Origin of the sequence: Kitasatospora sp. NPDC059795, assembly GCF_042732175.1 — a bacterium.
GTDB lineage: Bacteria > Actinomycetota > Actinomycetes > Streptomycetales > Streptomycetaceae > Kitasatospora.
On the sequence record NZ_JBHWID010000017.1, the window covers coordinates 117,978 to 132,909 of the forward strand.

At 74.5% G+C, this 14,932-nt stretch carries 13 protein-coding genes; 11 read left to right on the top strand and 2 right to left on the bottom strand.

Going from position 1 to position 14,932, the window contains the following annotated elements; genetic code table 11:
• Positions 1–172: 172 nt before the first annotated feature.
• The 10 genes from ACFV4P_RS29445 to ACFV4P_RS29490 all read left to right on the top strand — a co-directional run bounded on the left by ACFV4P_RS29445 (position 173) and on the right by ACFV4P_RS29490 (position 12,968).
• Complete coding sequence (locus ACFV4P_RS29445; protein ID WP_380476254.1) at positions 173–2,095, top strand: AAA family ATPase; 1,923 nt, start codon at positions 173–175, stop codon at positions 2,093–2,095.
• Entirely contained in the window at positions 2,092–3,183 is a 1,092-nt protein-coding gene (locus tag ACFV4P_RS29450) for a glycosyltransferase (RefSeq protein ID WP_380476256.1), read from the top strand. The genes ACFV4P_RS29445 and ACFV4P_RS29450 overlap by 4 nt, the downstream gene beginning before the upstream one ends.
• Before the next feature lie 22 nt (positions 3,184–3,205).
• The gene (locus ACFV4P_RS29455) at positions 3,206–4,240 is read left to right on the top strand and encodes a GNAT family N-acetyltransferase (RefSeq protein WP_380476258.1); all 1,035 of its coding nucleotides are present in this window, start codon (positions 3,206–3,208) and stop codon (positions 4,238–4,240) included.
• Positions 4,240–5,748 carry a hypothetical protein gene (locus ACFV4P_RS29460; RefSeq protein WP_380476260.1) on the top strand — a complete coding sequence of 503 codons (1,509 nt, stop codon included), beginning with the start codon at positions 4,240–4,242 and terminating at the stop codon, positions 5,746–5,748. The genes ACFV4P_RS29455 and ACFV4P_RS29460 overlap by 1 nt, the downstream gene beginning before the upstream one ends.
• Positions 5,745–6,947 carry a DegT/DnrJ/EryC1/StrS family aminotransferase gene (locus ACFV4P_RS29465; protein ID WP_380476262.1) on the top strand — a complete coding sequence of 401 codons (1,203 nt, stop codon included), beginning with the start codon at positions 5,745–5,747 and terminating at the stop codon, positions 6,945–6,947. Before ACFV4P_RS29460 ends, ACFV4P_RS29465 begins: the two co-directional genes overlap by 4 nt.
• 86 nt (positions 6,948–7,033) lie before the next feature.
• Entirely contained in the window at positions 7,034–7,495 is a 462-nt protein-coding gene (gene mscL / locus ACFV4P_RS29470; RefSeq protein WP_380476264.1) for a large conductance mechanosensitive channel protein MscL, read from the top strand.
• A gap of 220 nt (positions 7,496–7,715) precedes the next feature.
• Positions 7,716–8,498 (top strand): hypothetical protein, encoded by a 783-nt coding sequence (locus ACFV4P_RS29475; RefSeq protein WP_380476266.1) that lies wholly within the window; start codon positions 7,716–7,718, stop codon positions 8,496–8,498.
• A gap of 227 nt (positions 8,499–8,725) precedes the next feature.
• Positions 8,726–9,349, top strand: coding sequence for a DUF6643 family protein (locus ACFV4P_RS29480; RefSeq protein ID WP_380476268.1), 624 nt, complete (start codon positions 8,726–8,728; stop codon positions 9,347–9,349).
• 164 nt (positions 9,350–9,513) lie between these two features.
• The gene (locus ACFV4P_RS29485; protein ID WP_380476270.1) at positions 9,514–10,416 is read left to right on the top strand and encodes an MOSC domain-containing protein; all 903 of its coding nucleotides are present in this window, start codon (positions 9,514–9,516) and stop codon (positions 10,414–10,416) included.
• Between the two features lie 131 nt (positions 10,417–10,547).
• Positions 10,548–12,968, top strand: a complete 2,421-nt coding sequence (locus tag ACFV4P_RS29490; protein ID WP_380476272.1) for a right-handed parallel beta-helix repeat-containing protein — start codon at positions 10,548–10,550, stop codon at positions 12,966–12,968.
• A 324-nt stretch (positions 12,969–13,292) separates the two neighbouring features.
• On the opposite strand, the gene ACFV4P_RS29495 is transcribed toward ACFV4P_RS29490, so the two are convergent.
• On the bottom strand, positions 13,293–13,709 hold the full coding sequence (locus ACFV4P_RS29495; RefSeq protein ID WP_380476340.1) for a MerR family transcriptional regulator: 417 nt from the start codon (positions 13,707–13,709) through the stop codon (positions 13,293–13,295).
• An 8-nt stretch (positions 13,710–13,717) separates the two neighbouring features.
• Complete coding sequence (locus tag ACFV4P_RS29500) at positions 13,718–14,458, bottom strand: SDR family NAD(P)-dependent oxidoreductase (RefSeq protein WP_380476274.1); 741 nt, start codon at positions 14,456–14,458, stop codon at positions 13,718–13,720.
• A gap of 166 nt (positions 14,459–14,624) precedes the next feature.
• Between ACFV4P_RS29500 and ACFV4P_RS29505 the strand changes: the two genes are divergently transcribed.
• Positions 14,625–14,927 carry a hypothetical protein gene (locus ACFV4P_RS29505; protein WP_380476276.1) on the top strand — a complete coding sequence of 101 codons (303 nt, stop codon included), beginning with the start codon at positions 14,625–14,627 and terminating at the stop codon, positions 14,925–14,927.
• The last annotated feature ends 5 nt before the right edge of the window (positions 14,928–14,932 follow it).

Below are 14,932 nucleotides of genomic sequence, written 5' to 3' on the forward strand. Positions count from 1 at the left end.
TACGTCCACAGCTTGGTACCGGAATCGCCAAAGTGCTTGCGCCGCAGGTCCGGGCCGGGAAGCATCGATCGCAGGGGCAATGGTCTGGGGGGACCGTCCAACTGTCGTGGTCGCAGCCCGCCCGGAGGGCGGGCGGGCGCGGGCGTCGGGACGAGGCGAGGGGAACCAACCGGTGGAACCGGCAAATCTGTTCACCGTTCTGCGGCGGTACTGGCGGCTGCTGGCCGGCTGTACGGCCGCCGCACTGATCGTGGGTTTCGTGCTGACGCCCGCCGGTGACGCGGTGGACAACGGCAAGTGGCAGTGCAAGGTGGCGATCACTCCCGTCGCGGGCGCGGCGGACACCGTCCGGGCCGACCAGGTGCTGTCGTACGCGCAGGGCTCGGCGGTGACCACGGCGGCGGCGCAGAAGCTGCACATCACGGACGTCGCGGGCCTCTCGGCGCGCCGCACGGTGGCGGCCGCGTCCACCCAGATGCTGGTGTTCACCACCACCGGCCCGACCCAGCAGTCCTGCGCGGACCTGGCGGCGGCGCTGTCGGAGGCCACCATCACCGGCTACAGCCAGGAGTCGAAGAAGAGCGCCGACGAGTCGATCAAGCGGCTGCGCGCCCAGGCCGACGCCCAGCAGCAGCAACTCGACGACCTCCAGAAGCAGTTCAGCCGGGCCGGCGCGACCGATCAGGCCAAGCTCCAGCCGCAGCTGTCGACCGCGACGGCGGCGCTGACCAAGACCCTCGGCGCCATCGCCGACCTGCAGAACTACAGCCAGACCGACGCCATCCAGCAGTGGGGGTCGATCGACGCCAAGGAGCTCGGCGGCAACCTGCTGACCTCGCCCAGCCGGGGCGTGCGCCTCGCGCTGGCGGTGGTGCTGGGCCTGGCGCTGGGCGTGGTCGCCGCGCTGATGCTGTCCCGGATGGACACCCGGCTGCGCACCCGCGACGGCGCCGAGGAGGCGTTCAACCTGCCGGTGATCGGCGAGATCCCCCGGCTGTCGCGGCGGCTGCGCCGGCTGCGCGAGCCGCTGGTGACGGCCCGTCCGGAGGACCCGGCCACCGAGGCCTACCGTTCGCTGCGCTCGACCCTGCTGCTGACCGGCCCGCACGCGCTGTCCGCGCAGCTCGGCCAGGGCGGCCTGGACCCGGACGACCGCCGGGCCCGGCGGGCCGCCGAACCGGCGCCGGTGGTGCTGGTGATGTCGGGCCGCTCCGGCGACGGGCGGACCACCACGGTGGCGAACCTGGCGGCGACGCTCGCCGAGACCGGACGCCAGGTCCTGGTCCTGGACTGCGACTTCCGCCAGCCCGACCTGCGCAGCCAGTTCGGCGTCGGCGACGGCCCGGGCATGGCGGAGCTGCTGTCGGGCGAGCAGCTGCCCGACCCGGTGGACCTGATCCGCCGCACCAACGTGGCGGGCGTCGCGCTGATCACCGGCGGCAACACCACCGCGTACCCGGCGGCGCTGGTGCTGCGCGCCGGCGAGGTGCTGACGCTGGCCCGCCGGCACGCGGACGTGGTGCTGATCGACTCCTCGCCGCTGCTGCACGCCAACGACGCCTACGACCTGGTGCAGCACGCGGACACCGTGCTGGTGACGGTGATGGCGGGCAACGTCCGCCCGGAGGAGGCCGACCGGGTCTCCGAACTGCTGGCCCGCACCGGCGTCCCGGTGGCGGGCGTGGCGCTGCTGGGCGCGGAGGGCACCACGGGCCGCCGCAAGCGCATCCCGCGCCCGGGCCGGGCCGGCGCGAAGGGCGCCCCGGCCGCGCCGCCCGCCCCCGCGAAGGCCGAACCGCGCCGTCCCGAGCAGCAGCGCCGCAGCGAACCGCAGCGCCGTCCCGAGCAGCAGCGCCCCGAGCAGCAGCGCGGCAGCGAACCGCAGCGCCGCGCCGATCCGCCGCACCGGGTGGAGCCGCAGCGCCGCCCGGGCGAGCATCAGCGTCCGGTCGATCCCCGCCCGGCCGCGCCCGGCTACGGCGAGGAGCAGAACCGCCGCGGTGGGACGACGAGTTGGGGCCGCCGCCCGGCCGAGCAGCCGCCGGAGGAGCAGAACGAGACCACCCTGCAGCTGCGCCTCGGCGAGGAGCGGTGACGGGCGGTCCGGCCCGGGTGCTCTGGCTGGCCAAGGGCCTGGGCCGCGGCGGCGCGGAGCAGCTGCTGCTCAACTGCGCCCGCCACGTGGACCGTTCGCGTTTCGCCGTCGAGGTGGCGTACGTGCTGCCGCACAAGGACGCGCTGGCGCCCGCCCTGGAGGCGGCCGGCGTCCCGGTGCACTGCCTGGGCGGCGCGCCCGCCCGGCGCTGGCCGCTGCGGCTGCGGGCGCTGCTCGCGGAGCGCCGCTACGACCTGGTGCACACCCACATGCCGGTGCCGGCCGTCGCGGCCCGCCTGCTGACGGTGGGCCGTGGCACCCGCCTGGTGCACACGGAGCACAACCTGTGGGAGCGCTACCGCCTGCCGACCCGCTGGGCCAACGCGCTGACGTACGGCCGCAACGACGCGGTGGTCGCGGTCTCGCACGCGGTGGCGGCGGGCATCGGCCGCCGCCGCCCGGGCGACCGGCTGACGGTGGTGCACCACGGCCCGGACCTGGGCGACGCCCCGTCCGGCCCGGCCGCCCGTCGCGCCGCCCGCGCCGAACTCGGCCTGCCGGACGACGCGTTGGTGATCGGCACGGTCGGCAACCTGACGGCGAAGAAGGACCAGGCCACGCTGCTGACGGCGTTCGCGCTGCTGCGCCGCGCGCACCCGAACGCCCGCCTGGTGCTGGTCGGTTCGGGCCCGCTGGAGGCGCGGCTGCGTCAACTGGCGGGCGAGGGCGTGCTGTTCGCGGGTTCGCGCGGGGACGTGCCGGCACTGCTGCCGGGTTGGGACGTGTTCTGCCTGAGTTCCCGCCAGGAGGGCCTGCCGGTGGCGCTGATGGAGGCGATGACCAGCGGCCTGCCGTCGGTGGTGACCAGGGTCGGCGGCATGCCGGAGGTGCTGGACGACGGCGTCGAGGGCCGCCTGGTGTCGCCCGGCGATCCCGCACAACTGGCCGCGGCGCTGGAGGAGTTGGCGTCCGATATCGGCCTTCGGGGGCGGATGGGCGCGGCCGCCCGGGAGCGGTCGAAGTCCTTCGACGTGGCGGGCGCGCAGCGGGCGGTCGAGCGGGTGTACGCACGCGTGCTGGCACGCTGAGTCCGGAGGGGACGAGCACGACGTGAGCGGTGAACTGACGTACCGCGGCCTGGAGTCGGCGGACGTACCGGCGGTCCTGGAGCTGCTGACGGCTTCGCTGGCGGGCGGCCCGACGGGGCGGCGCAGCGCCGAGTTCTTCGACTGGAAGCACCGGGCGAACCCGTTCGGGACGAGCCCGGGCCTGGTGGCGGTGACGCCGGACGGCCGGCCCGCGGGGGTGCGGCTGTTCCTGCGCTGGTCGTGGCGGGGCGAGGGCGGCCGGGAGGTGCGGGCGGTGCGGCCGGTGGACACCGCGACGCATCCGGACTTCCGGGGGCGCGGGATCTTCCGCCGACTGACCCTCGATCTGCTCGAACAGGTCGCCGGTGACGCCGAGTTGGTGTTCAACACGCCGAACGGCAACAGCCTGCCGGGCTACCTGGGGATGGGCTGGCGGGAGCTGGGCCGGGTGCCGGTGGCGCTGCGGGTGGCCCGGCCGCTGTCGTTCGCCCGGGGCGCGCGGGCCGCGCTGACCCGTCGCCCGGGCCCGTCTCGGCCGCCGCGCTGCGAACTGCCCACCGCCGCCGACTGGTTCGCGTTACCGGATCCGCGGCTGCCGGAGCTGCTGGCGGAGCGGGCGCTGGCGGACGCCGCCGAGACGCGGCTGCACACGGTGCGCACCGTCGAGTACCTGGCGTGGCGGTACGGGGCCGCGCCGGGCCTGGACTACCGGGTGGTGACGGTGGAGCGCGGCGGCGAGCTGGTCGGGCTGGCGTTCGGCCGGCCGCGGCGGCGCGGCCCGCTGGCCGAGTTCACCCTCGCCGAGCTGATCGTCCGCCCCGGCGACCGGGCGGCGGCGGCCCGGCTGCTGAGCGCGGCCGCCGCATCCGGCTGCGACCACGCGGCGACGCATCTCGCGGCGGGCACCGAGGCGGCGGCAGCGGGCCTGCGGGCCGGCTGTGTGACGGCGCCGCGCACCGGCATGGTGCTGGCCGCCCGCACCCCGACCGGCCCGCTGCCCGCCGAACGCACCCTCGCCGACTGGCGGTTCAGCCTCGGCGACCTGGAGGTCTTCTGATGACGACGGCGCGGCCGGCCGCCCTGCGGCTGCGCGAGGCGGTGCGGCGCGGCCGGCTGACCGCGCTGGCCTGGGCGCTGGTGATGGGCTACGTGACGGTGTTCGTGCTGGCGATGGTGCACACCTCGTACGACACCTGGGGGGCGTTGCTGGTCGCGCCGGCGCTGATGGCGGTCGGCACGCCGATCCTGGCCCGGGTGGCGGCGAACAACCCGGAGCGGGGCGTGTTCAAGCTGCTGATCGTGGCGATGGGCGCGAAGCTGTTCTGCGCGTTCCCGCGCTACCTGATGGCGTTCGTGCTGTACGGCGGCGCGGCGGACGCCAAGATGTACGACCAGAAGGGCTCGGAGCTGGCCCGGTACCTGACCACCACCGACCTGTTCGCGGGGCTGCACTACGACCTGGGCATGAAGGTGGCCGGCACCGGTTTCGTCATCATCGTCACCGGCGTGGTCTACGCGATCACCGGCCCGACCCTGGTCGGCGGGTTCCTGGTCTTCTCCTGGCTGGGTTTCTGGGGGCTGCTGTTCTTCTGGCGGGCGCTGCAGATCGCCTTCCCGGAGGCCGATTCGCGGCGCTACGCGAAGCTGGTGTTCTTCCTGCCGTCGCTGCTGTTCTGGCCGTCCAGCATCGGCAAGGACGCCTGGATGATGTTCTGCCTGGGCCTGACCACGTACGGCGTGGCCCGGCTGCTGGACCGCCGCTTCGGGGCGTTCGCGTGCATCGCGCTGGGCTCGCTGGGCACGGCGATGGTCCGCCCGCACGTCACGGTGCTGGCGGGCGCGGGGCTGACCGTCGCGTACGTGCTGCGCAAGCGGCCGCGGCAGGTGTCGGCGCTGGGGCCGCTGCGCACGGTGCTGACGGTGGCGGTGCTGGGCGTCGGCGTGATGCTGATGCTTCAGCAGGTGTCGACGTTCTTCGGCACCAGCGGCACCGGCGGGGACGCCGTCAACCAGGTGCTGTCGGAGACCTCGCGGCGCACCTCGCAGGGCTCCTCGGTGATCAACGCGGCGACGGCGGAGGACCCGGCGCCCGCGTTCAGCCTGAATCCGGCGCGGCTGCCGGTGTCGGTGATCAGCGTGCTGTTCCGGCCGTTCCCGTTCGAGGCGTCGAACATCCAGAACCTGATCCAGTCGGTGGAGTGCTTCGCGCTGCTGGTGATGTTCGTCCGGGCGTGGCCCCAACTGGCCCGCATTCCCAAGCTGTTCGTCCAGCGCAGTTACGTCGCCTTCACGGTGGTGTACACCCTGCTGTTCTGCTGGGCGTTCTCCACCATCAACAACATGGGCATCCTGTCCCGCGAACGGGTGCAGGTGCTGCCGCTGGTCCTGGTGCTCCTCGCGATCCCCCGGCCGGCCGGCTCCGGCCGGCCGGTGACCGGGCGCCGGCGCCCGCCGGTGTGGCGGGTGCAGCCCGGCCAGTGGGGCGGCGGCCCAGGGCCCGAACCTCCGGTCGCCGTCGGCGTACCGGACACCGTGTCACGAACCCAGGGGGGATCGACCACATGACCACCGACCAGCTGCGCCCAGCCGTCCTCGACGGCGCGCCCGCCTTCCCCGACGGCCTGCCGCTCACCCGGGTCCGGGTGCCCGACCGCGAGCGGCTGCTCGGCCGGCTCGCCGAGGTGCTCGACTCGGGGATGCTCACCAACGGCCCCACCGTCCGCCAACTGGAGGAGCAGGCCGCCGAGTTCATGGGCGTGCCGCACGTGGTGGCGGTGTCGAACTGCACGGCGGGCCTGATGCTCGTCCTGCAGGCCGCCGGGGTGGACGGCCGCCGCCCGGTGCTGATGCCGGGCTTCACGTTCTCGGCGACCGCGCACGCCGCGCACTGGGCGGGCGGCACGCCGCTGTTCACCGAGGCCCGCGAGCAGGACATCACGCTCGACCCGGCGGACGCCGAGGCCCGGCTGAAGGCCGCCGACTCCCCGGCCGCGCTGATGGCCACCCACGTGTACGGAACGCCGTGCCAGGTCGAGGAGTTGGGGCGGATCGCGGACGCCGCCGGGGTGCCGCTGGTGTACGACGCGGCGCACGGCCTCGGCTCGGCCCGGCGCGGCGTGCCGATCGGCAACTTCGGCCTGGCCGAGGTGTTCTCGATGAGCCCGACCAAGGTCGCGGTGGCCGGCGAGGGCGGCCTGGTCGCCACCCGCGACGCGGCGCTCGCCGCCACCCTGCGCACCGCCCGCGACTACGGCAACCCGGGCGACTACGACACGCTGTTCCCCGGTCTGAACGCCCGGATGAGCGAGCTGCACGCCGCCGTCGGCCTGACCTGGCTGGCCGGCCTCGCCGAACGCGTCGCCCACCGCGGCACGCTGGTCGCCGAGTTCGCCCGCGCCACCGCCGGCCTGCCCGGCCTACGCCTGGCGCTGCCGGAGGACGGCGACACGTCCACCTTCAAGGACCTGACGCTGATCCTCGACGCCGACGCCTTCGGGCTGAGCAGCCGACAGCTGGCCGCCGCGCTGAAGGCCGAGGGCGTCGACACCCGCCGCTACTTCCACCCGCCCGTCCACCGGCAGCGCGCGTACGCCCACCTCGGGCAGGCCGCCGAACTGCCGCGCACCGACCGGCTCGCCGACTCCGTGCTGACCGTCCCGCTGTGGTCGCACATGAACGCCGTGACCGTCCGCCGGGTCGCCGACGCGGTGGTGCGCATCCGGTCCTTCGCCCCGGAGGTGCGGGCCGCCCTGGGCGACGCCTGACCGAGCCTCGCACGGCGGTCCGGGATTAGTCGGATCGGGTGAACTCGGTTGGACCGCCAGGAGGTTGGGACGTCAGGATGAGCGGCATGTTCAAGGGATTCCGCAGCTTCCTGCTGCGCGGCAACGTGGTCGACCTCGCGGTCGGCATCGTCATCGGCGCCGCGTTCACCGCCGTCGTCACCGGTTTCGTCGCAGCCTTCCTGACCCCGCTGGTCGGCGTCGCGTCCGGCGCGGTCGGCGACTTCAGCAAGGAGGCGTTCACCGTCGCCGACGTCACCTTCCCGTACGGCGCCTTCCTCCAGGCGATGATCAGCTTCGTGCTGGTCGCCGCCGTGATCTACTTCGCCGTCGTGCTGCCCGTGAGCAGGCTGCAGAACCGGTTCAACCCGGTCAAGGACACCCCGGTGGCCAAGGCCGAGTGCCCCGAGTGCCTCAGCACCGTGCCCGCTGCGGCCACCCGCTGCGCGCACTGCACCAGCGAACTGGCCGGTCGCCCGGGCTTCCCCACCCAGGCGACCGCCGCCACCGCCGGCGCAGCCACCCGCTGAGCCACCGCCCCGCACCGTCCCGCTCCGCCCCGCACCATCCCGCACCCGCACCATCCCGCTCCACCCCGGCCCGGACGGCGCCCGCCGCCCGGGCCGACGCCTGTCCGGAACCCGACGCCCCTGATCGCCCGCGCTTGACCTTCCCGCGCCGATGTCGATACTCGTCCCCGACGCTCCCGGGGCAGGCGGGATGCGTCAACCACCGTGCGGGGAGGGCTCGATGGGCGCAGTGATCGGCTGGCTCGTGGCAATCGTGGCGGCCGGGGCCGCCGTCGCGGCGTGGCACTGGCTCCGGTACCCGGGCCACTGGCGTTTCGCCTTCGAGCCGCGGCACGCCGACCGACGGCGCGATCTCGACACCCACCGCCGCCGGCTGTGCACCGCCCTGGACGTCTCCCGCCGCGCCGTCGACACCGCCCGCGTCCACGCCGACGGGGCCGCCGCCGCGTACCGCGGCCGGGTCGGCGCGGCCGAGCGCACGATCGAGCGACTGCGCGACCCCGGGCGCGGCCCCGCGGGCGAGACGCTCGGCCCGCTGCGCCTGTTCACGTACCGGCTGGTGCTGACCGTCGACGGCCGCACCACCGACCATCCGCTCGACCTGATCTGGCTGGACACCGCCGACGCGGGCCACGTCCACCTGGTGCTGCCCGACGGCGATCCGCTCGAACTTCCGCTTCCCCCCGGGGAGTTCACCGAGGAGCAGGTGCAGGCCTTCGTGGTGGCCGTGCGCAACGGCGTGGCGTTCGCGAAGCGCGACCGTCCGAGGCGCGAGGCGCAGCTCCCCGCCGCCGAGGCCGCCCTCGCGGAGGCCCGCGCCGACACCGCCGCGATGGAGCAGGCCCGGGAGCGGCTGGCGGAGGTCCGGGCCGAGGAGGACGCCAACCCGAAGGTCGCCGGGGCCGAGGAGGGCTGGGAGGCCGCCTGCGACCGCTGGCAGAAACTCACCGGCGTCCGGCCGCGCCGGCCGCGCGCCGCGCATCAGTCGCCCGAGCCGGCTTAAGGGAATCCTGCGGGATCCTCATCCCCGGCCGAGATGATCCTTTTGTCCCCTTCCGACCGGAGGATCGCGCACCGACCATACGTCGGGGATGGCCGAAATGACGCAACCCATTCGACCGACTACCGCATGTATTGTCCGGTTTGGGCCCGCGAAGAGTCTGTAAACAAGTGAAGTCCGGGCCGTCCCGCTCTCCTCAGCAGGCATGTTGTGGGCTTACGGTATGCCCCATGACCTCGCCCCGCTCCTACGACGGAGTCGGCTACCCCTCTCCGTCCTTCGGCTCCGGCACGCCCATCTACGACAGCCTTGTCGCAGAGCGTGGCATCCCGCAGATCGCACCCATCAACGTGCCCCCGGCCAACGCGGCCACCACCTGGTCCTCCGCCTACGGAAGCTCCCTCACCGACGGGTTCGGCACCGGCGGCCTCGGCGGCGGCTTCGACTCCCCCGGGTCGAACCTGCCCGCCCTGCCCCCGGCCCGTCTCGCTCTCGGCCCCGGCCCGAGCAGCTCCCCGGTGCCCGCCCCGCACATCCCGGTGCAGCCCGGCTACGCCGCCGCCCCCGTGCCGCCGCAGCCGTTCATGCCCGGCCAGCGCCCGGCCGCCCCGGCGTACCCGCAGCCCGCCCAGGCGTACCCGGCGAACTCCTTCGCCACCGCGCCGCAGAGCTTCGCCCCCCAGCAGTTCGGCGGCGGCCAGCAGTTCGGCGCCCAGCAGTTCGGGAACCAGCCGGCCGCCCCGCAGCAGGGCTTCGCCGACCAGTCCTTCGGCGGCAACGGCCTGCGCCCGGCGGCCCAGCCCAACCCGCCGCAGCAGTACCCCCAGTACCGCCAGTACCCCCAGGCGGGCTGATCCGGAGCAACGGCAACTCCCCTCCCCACAGGGGCAAGGTCTCATAGCGAAACAGTGTTCCCCGCGTCCCCCACCCAGGGCCGCGGGGACCTGTGCATCCGGGGGTGCCACCGGTCCACCGACCGGGCCCGGAGCGCCGGTCGGCCTCTGGCAGGATGGACCGCATGCCGACTCTCGACTCCCTCCACCTGTACCCGGTCAAGTCCATGTACCGCCTGAGCCCGGCCTCCGCCGAGGTGCAGCCCTGGGGCCTGGCCGGTGACCGGCGCTGGATGCTGGTGGACGCGGACGGGGTCGCCCTGACCCAGCGCGACGAGCCGTCGATCGGCCGGTTCCGCCCGTCGCCGTCCGCCGACGGCGCCTCGCTCACCCTGACCGGCCCGGACGGCGCCGCCCACACGCTGCCGGTGCCGACCCTGGCCGGCGGCGCCGAGGAGGCGTCGGTCGAGGTCTGGGGGACGCGCTTCTCCGCCGCCACCGCCGCGAAGGACACCTGCGCGTGGCTGGCCGAGCGCCTGCCCGCGAAGCTCGGCGAGGTCCGCCTGGTGCACCTGGACCGCCCGGGCACCAGCCGTCCGATCGACCCGAAGTACGCGGGCCCGGACGAGACCGTCTCGATGGCGGACGGCTACCCGCTGCTGGTCACCACCACCGCCTCGCTGGCCGAACTGAACGCCCGGATCGCCGAGGACCACCCGGGCGACGCGCGGAAGGGCGCGGCCCTGCCGATGGAACGTTTCCGCCCGAACCTGGTGGTGGCCGGCACCGAGCCGTGGGAGGAGGACGGCTGGCGCCGGATCCGGGTCGGCGCCCTGGAGTTCCGCGTGGTGAAGCCGTGCGGCCGCTGCGTGGTGACCACCACCGACCAGGAGACCGGCGAGCGTCGCGGCCCGGAGCCGCTGCGCGCGCTGGCCCGGCACCACAAGTTCGGCCAGAAGCTGGTGTTCGGCCAGAACCTGATCCCGGTCCGCCCCACGCCGGAGGCCGAGGTGCTGGGCACGCTCACCGTCGGTGACGAGGTGGAGGTCCTGGAGCGGGTCGAGGCCCCGCTGCCGGACCGCCGCTGAGCAGCACCCGGAACCACCCCCCGGCTCATTCGTTGAACCGGGCGACGGTCCGGTCCGCCCCTCGCGCTACGGTGGGGGCGATCGCGCAGCGTCTCGCACGCACTCGACGAAGGCGGGGATGACAGATCGTCATGGGTGAGCTCAGGGTCCGGGTCACGCAGGACAGCGCCTCCCGGTGGCGGCGGCGCAGCGGGGAGTACGCGACGCTCCGCGAGGCCCTGGAGGTGGCCGAGCCGGGTGACACCCTGACGGTGCGGGCCGGGCTGTTCCGCGAGGCGGTGGTGGTCGACAAGCCGGTGACGCTGGTCGCCGAGCAGGGGCCGGGCACGGTGCGGATCTCGCCGCCGGAGAGCGCGGTGCGCGGCGGCACGGCGCTGACGGTGATGGCGGGCGCGACGATCCGCGGCCTGACGGTGGAGAGTTCGGACCGCAGCGCCCCGGCGGTGCTGCTGGCCCACGCGGACGGCGCGGTGCTGGCGGACTGCCGGATCGAGACCTCGTCCGCGGTGGGCGTGGAGATCACCGACGGCGCCCGGGCGCAGCTGCTGAACTGCACGGTGGAGAACCCGTCCGGTCTGGGCGTGCGGCTGCGGGCGCAGGCGCAGGCCGAGCTGGTGGACTGCGAGGTGTCGGCGGCGGGCCAGAGCGGTGTGGCGGTGCTGTCGGGGTCGCGGCTGCGCGCGGAGCGGCTGAAGGTGCATCACACGGGCGGCGCGGGCGTGCTGCTGGCGGACCCGGGGTCGCTGGCCGAGCTGACGGGCTGCGAGGTGTACGAGGTGCGCGGCTCGGGCGTGCAGGCCGAGGCGCAGGCGGTGGGCCGGTTGACGGACTGCGCGGTGCACCGGGTGTCCGGCAACGGGCTGAGCCTGGACACCGGGGCGGAGCTGGAGCTGTCCAACTGCCGGGTGCACGAGGTGCCGGAGAACGCGGCTGACCTGCGCGGCGGCTCCCGGCTGACGCTGCGGCAGGTCACGGTGCACGCGTTCGGCCGGGGTGCGCTGTCGGTGTGGGACGGCGGGACGAAGGTGCTGGCGGAGGGCTGCCGGTTCCACTCGGCGCAGGGCGACTATCCGGCGCTGTGGGTGAGCGACGGCGCGGCCCTGGAACTCGTCGACTGCGCCCTCGACGACCTGCCGGACGCCCTGTTCGTCCTCGACCAGGGCTCGTCCGCCTCGGCCCGCGACTGCTCGTTCACCGCGATCCGCTCCTCCGCGGTGTCCGTGTCGGGCGGGGCCAGCGCGGACCTGTCGGGCTGCCGGATCCAGGGCGCGGGCACCGGCCTGTGGTTCCGCGACCACGGTTCGGGCGGGATGCTGACGGACTGCGAGATCGCGGACGTCGCGACCGGTGTGATCGTCACCAAGGGCGCGGACCCGGTGCTGCGCGAGTGCACGGTGCGCGGCGCGAGCGAGGCCGGGGTGTACGTGTCGGCGCAGGGCCGCGGCGAGTTCGACACCGTACGGGTGTCGCAGGGCGGCGGGTTCGGCTTCCACGTGATCGACGGCTGCCGGACGAAGCTGGTGCGCTGCCGGGCGGAGCGCAACGCCCGGGCCGGGTTCGAGTTCTCCGAGCCGGGCCCGGTCGCGGAGGGCTGCACCTCGGACGACGTGGCGCCGCCGCCGGCCGCGCCGGTCCCCGCACAGCGGCCGACCGAGCCCGCCCCGCCGCCGCTGGCGACGCTGGCCACCGCCGTCCAGACCGCGTCCTCGTCCCCGTCCACCGCCGTGATCGCGCCGATCCCGGACTGCCGCCCGGCGGAGGTGGCGCTCGCCGAACTGGACGCCCTGGTGGGCCTGGCGACGGTCAAGCAGGAGGTGCGGACGCTGATCGACCTGATCTCGGTCGGCCGGGCCCGCCAGCGCGCGGGCCTGAAGGCCCCGTCGCCGCGCCGGCACCTGGTCTTCACGGGCTCCCCCGGCACCGGCAAGACCACCGTCGCCCGCCTGTACGGGGAGATCCTGACCTCGCTGGGCGTCCTTCAGCGCGGCCACCTGGTGGAGGTCGCCCGCATGGACCTGGTCGGCGAGCACATCGGGTCCACCGCGATCCGCACCGCCGCCGCGTTCGACAAGGCGCGCGGCGGGGTGCTGTTCATCGACGAGGCGTACGCGCTGGCCCCGGAGGACGGCGGGCGGGACTTCGGCCGGGAGGCGATCGACACCCTGGTGAAGCTGATGGAGGACCACCGCGACGAGGTGGTGATCATCGTGGCGGGCTACACCGCCGAGATGGAGCGCTTCCTCGCCGCCAACCCCGGCCTGTCCTCGCGTTTCTCGCGGACCGTCACCTTCCCCGACTACACCGCCGACGAGCTCCTCGACATCGCCCGTTCCCAGGCCACCGAGCACGAGTACCACCTCGACGAGGCCACCGCGTCCGCCCTGCACGCCCACTTCGCGGCCCTCGACCGGGGCGTCGGCTTCGGCAACGGCCGCACCGCCCGGCAGGTCTTCGAGAGCATGATCGAACGCCACGCCTCCCGCGTCGCGCACCTCACCGACCCGACCACCGAGGACCTGCAACTCCTGATGCCCGCCGACCTGCCGTCCTGACCCGCCTTTTTCCGCGCGGCAGTTGCCGGCCGTGCGGGCAGGATGGCGGCCATCCGGCCGTGCGGGCAGGATGGCGGCCATGGACGGACACACCCCCGACGGCTGGGTCACGCTCTTCCGCCACCCGAACACCGGCGAGCGCCGGCGGCTCGGCCGGCAGCTCGTCGTTTGACTGCGTGACCGGGGCATCGACTGGTTCCCGTTCGCCGAGGGCGAGGTCGAGGCCGGCCTGATGTGCGGGGTCCGCGACGACGGGCACTGGCACGGCACGCACTACCTCCGCGTCCGGGCGGACGCGCTGCGCCGGCTCGGACTGCACCCCGATCAGCCGACCTCCGGGCCGGCCGACCCGCTTCCCCCCAAGTGGTGGGGCCCGTGGGCGCATTGAGCGGTGTCGGTGTGCCGGGCGAGGGTGGCGGCGAGGCGGTCGCGCAGCGCGGTCTGGGCCTCGATCCGGCGCTCCAGCACGGCGAGCCGCTCCCGGGCGACGGCCAGCGCCCGCCCCGACGGCGGGCCGCTGGTCACGTCGCCGTCCAGACACGGCAGGAACACCTGCACGTCGTCGAGGGTGAGGCCCGCCGCCAGCAGCGCCCGGATGTTCCGCACCCGGACGGCCGCGCCGTCCCCGTACACCCGGTAGCCGTTGGCCTCCCGGGCCGATCCGATCAGCCCCGCCTGCTCGTAGTGCCGCAGCGCCCGGGTGGTCGCCCCGGTCGCGGCGGCCAGTTCACCGATCCGCACCCGGACGATCATGCCACCACCGCCCCGCCGTCCACCGGCAGCACCACGCCCGTCACGAACTCCGCTGCGGAGTCGGCGAGTTGAGTGATCGCCCAGGCCACCTCCCGGGGCCGGCCGATCCGCCCTGCCGGGGTGTGCGCCAGCTGCCAGGCCCGCAGCGCGGCCAGCTGCTCCGGGCCCAGGTCCCGGACGATCGGCGTCTCGATCGCCCCCGGCGCGACGGCCACCACCCGCACCCCCTGCGGGGCGAGTTCGACCGCCCAGCTGCGGGTCAGCGTGTCCAGGCCCGCCTTGGTCGCCGCGTACACCGAACTGCCCGGCCAGCCGCGCTGACCGATCGACGTGCTGACGTTCACCACCACCCCGCGGGCGGCCGCCAGCAGCGGCAGCGCAGCGCACGTGAGCATCGCGGGCCCGACCAGGTTGGTCGCCAACTGCTCCGCGACCGCCTCCCGCCGCAGCTGCCCGAGCGGCGAACTGCGCACCACCGCCGCATTGTTGACCAGCACGTCCAGCCGCCCGTACCGCTCCGCCACCGCAGCGACGATCCGCTCCGGGCCGCCGTCCACCGCCACGTCCCCGACAAGCACGTCGATTCCCTTGCGCTGATCGGCCGTTGCCTCCAGCCGCGCCCTTCCCCTGCCGACGGCCACCACCCGGGCGCCCTGCTCGGCAAAGGCCCGCGCCGTCGCCCGTCCGATCCCACTGCCCGCCCCGGTGACCAGGACGATCCGCTGCTCGCTCGTCATGCCACAGATCGTCCGACCCTGCCGCCAACGTCAAGGTCAAGGCCAGGGCCGAGCACGGACGTTCGGGCGAGCCGGCCGCCGCCGTCCACGTGCAAGGATTGCTGCCGCCGCCCGGGCGCACCGGCGCAACGGGCAGGGGACGAACGCGACTTCGGGAGGATGCGGAATGAGCAACCTGGGCAGATATCAGGACATCGTGACAGAGGCGAAACTCGCGGGCGGCGTCGACAAGTTGATTGAGATCATCGAGAAGACCGCTGCGAGCAAGGGCCACACACGAGGCGTCAGGAATGGCGCTGTCGGCACCATGGCGGTGGCCGCCCTGATCGCCGGCGGAGCCGTCACCAAGCGCGCCTGGGACCGTCGAAAGACCCGTCAGGCCCAGCAGGCCAAGGAACAGCTGCGCACCATGGCCGAGCAGGGCCGGGAGCCCGACTCACCTCACTCCTCCGGGCAGCAGGACCACTGACGCAC

What these genes read in the sequence shown, in the direction of transcription:
- ACFV4P_RS29460 (WP_380476260.1), top strand. Translation starts at nt 4,240, where the DNA reads ATGACGACGGCGCGGCCGGCCGCCCTGCGGCTGCGCGAGGCGGTGCGG.
- ACFV4P_RS29465 (WP_380476262.1), top strand. Translation starts at nt 5,745, where the DNA reads ATGACCACCGACCAGCTGCGCCCAGCCGTCCTCGACGGCGCGCCCGCC.
- mscL (WP_380476264.1), top strand. Translation starts at nt 7,034, where the DNA reads ATGTTCAAGGGATTCCGCAGCTTCCTGCTGCGCGGCAACGTGGTCGAC.
- ACFV4P_RS29475 (WP_380476266.1), top strand. Translation starts at nt 7,716, where the DNA reads ATGGGCGCAGTGATCGGCTGGCTCGTGGCAATCGTGGCGGCCGGGGCC.
- ACFV4P_RS29480 (WP_380476268.1), top strand. Translation starts at nt 8,726, where the DNA reads ATGACCTCGCCCCGCTCCTACGACGGAGTCGGCTACCCCTCTCCGTCC.
- ACFV4P_RS29485 (WP_380476270.1), top strand. Translation starts at nt 9,514, where the DNA reads ATGCCGACTCTCGACTCCCTCCACCTGTACCCGGTCAAGTCCATGTAC.
- ACFV4P_RS29490 (WP_380476272.1), top strand. Translation starts at nt 10,548, where the DNA reads ATGGGTGAGCTCAGGGTCCGGGTCACGCAGGACAGCGCCTCCCGGTGG.
- ACFV4P_RS29500 (WP_380476274.1), bottom strand. Translation starts at nt 14,458, where the DNA reads ATGACGAGCGAGCAGCGGATCGTCCTGGTCACCGGGGCGGGCAGTGGG.
- ACFV4P_RS29505 (WP_380476276.1), top strand. Translation starts at nt 14,625, where the DNA reads ATGAGCAACCTGGGCAGATATCAGGACATCGTGACAGAGGCGAAACTC.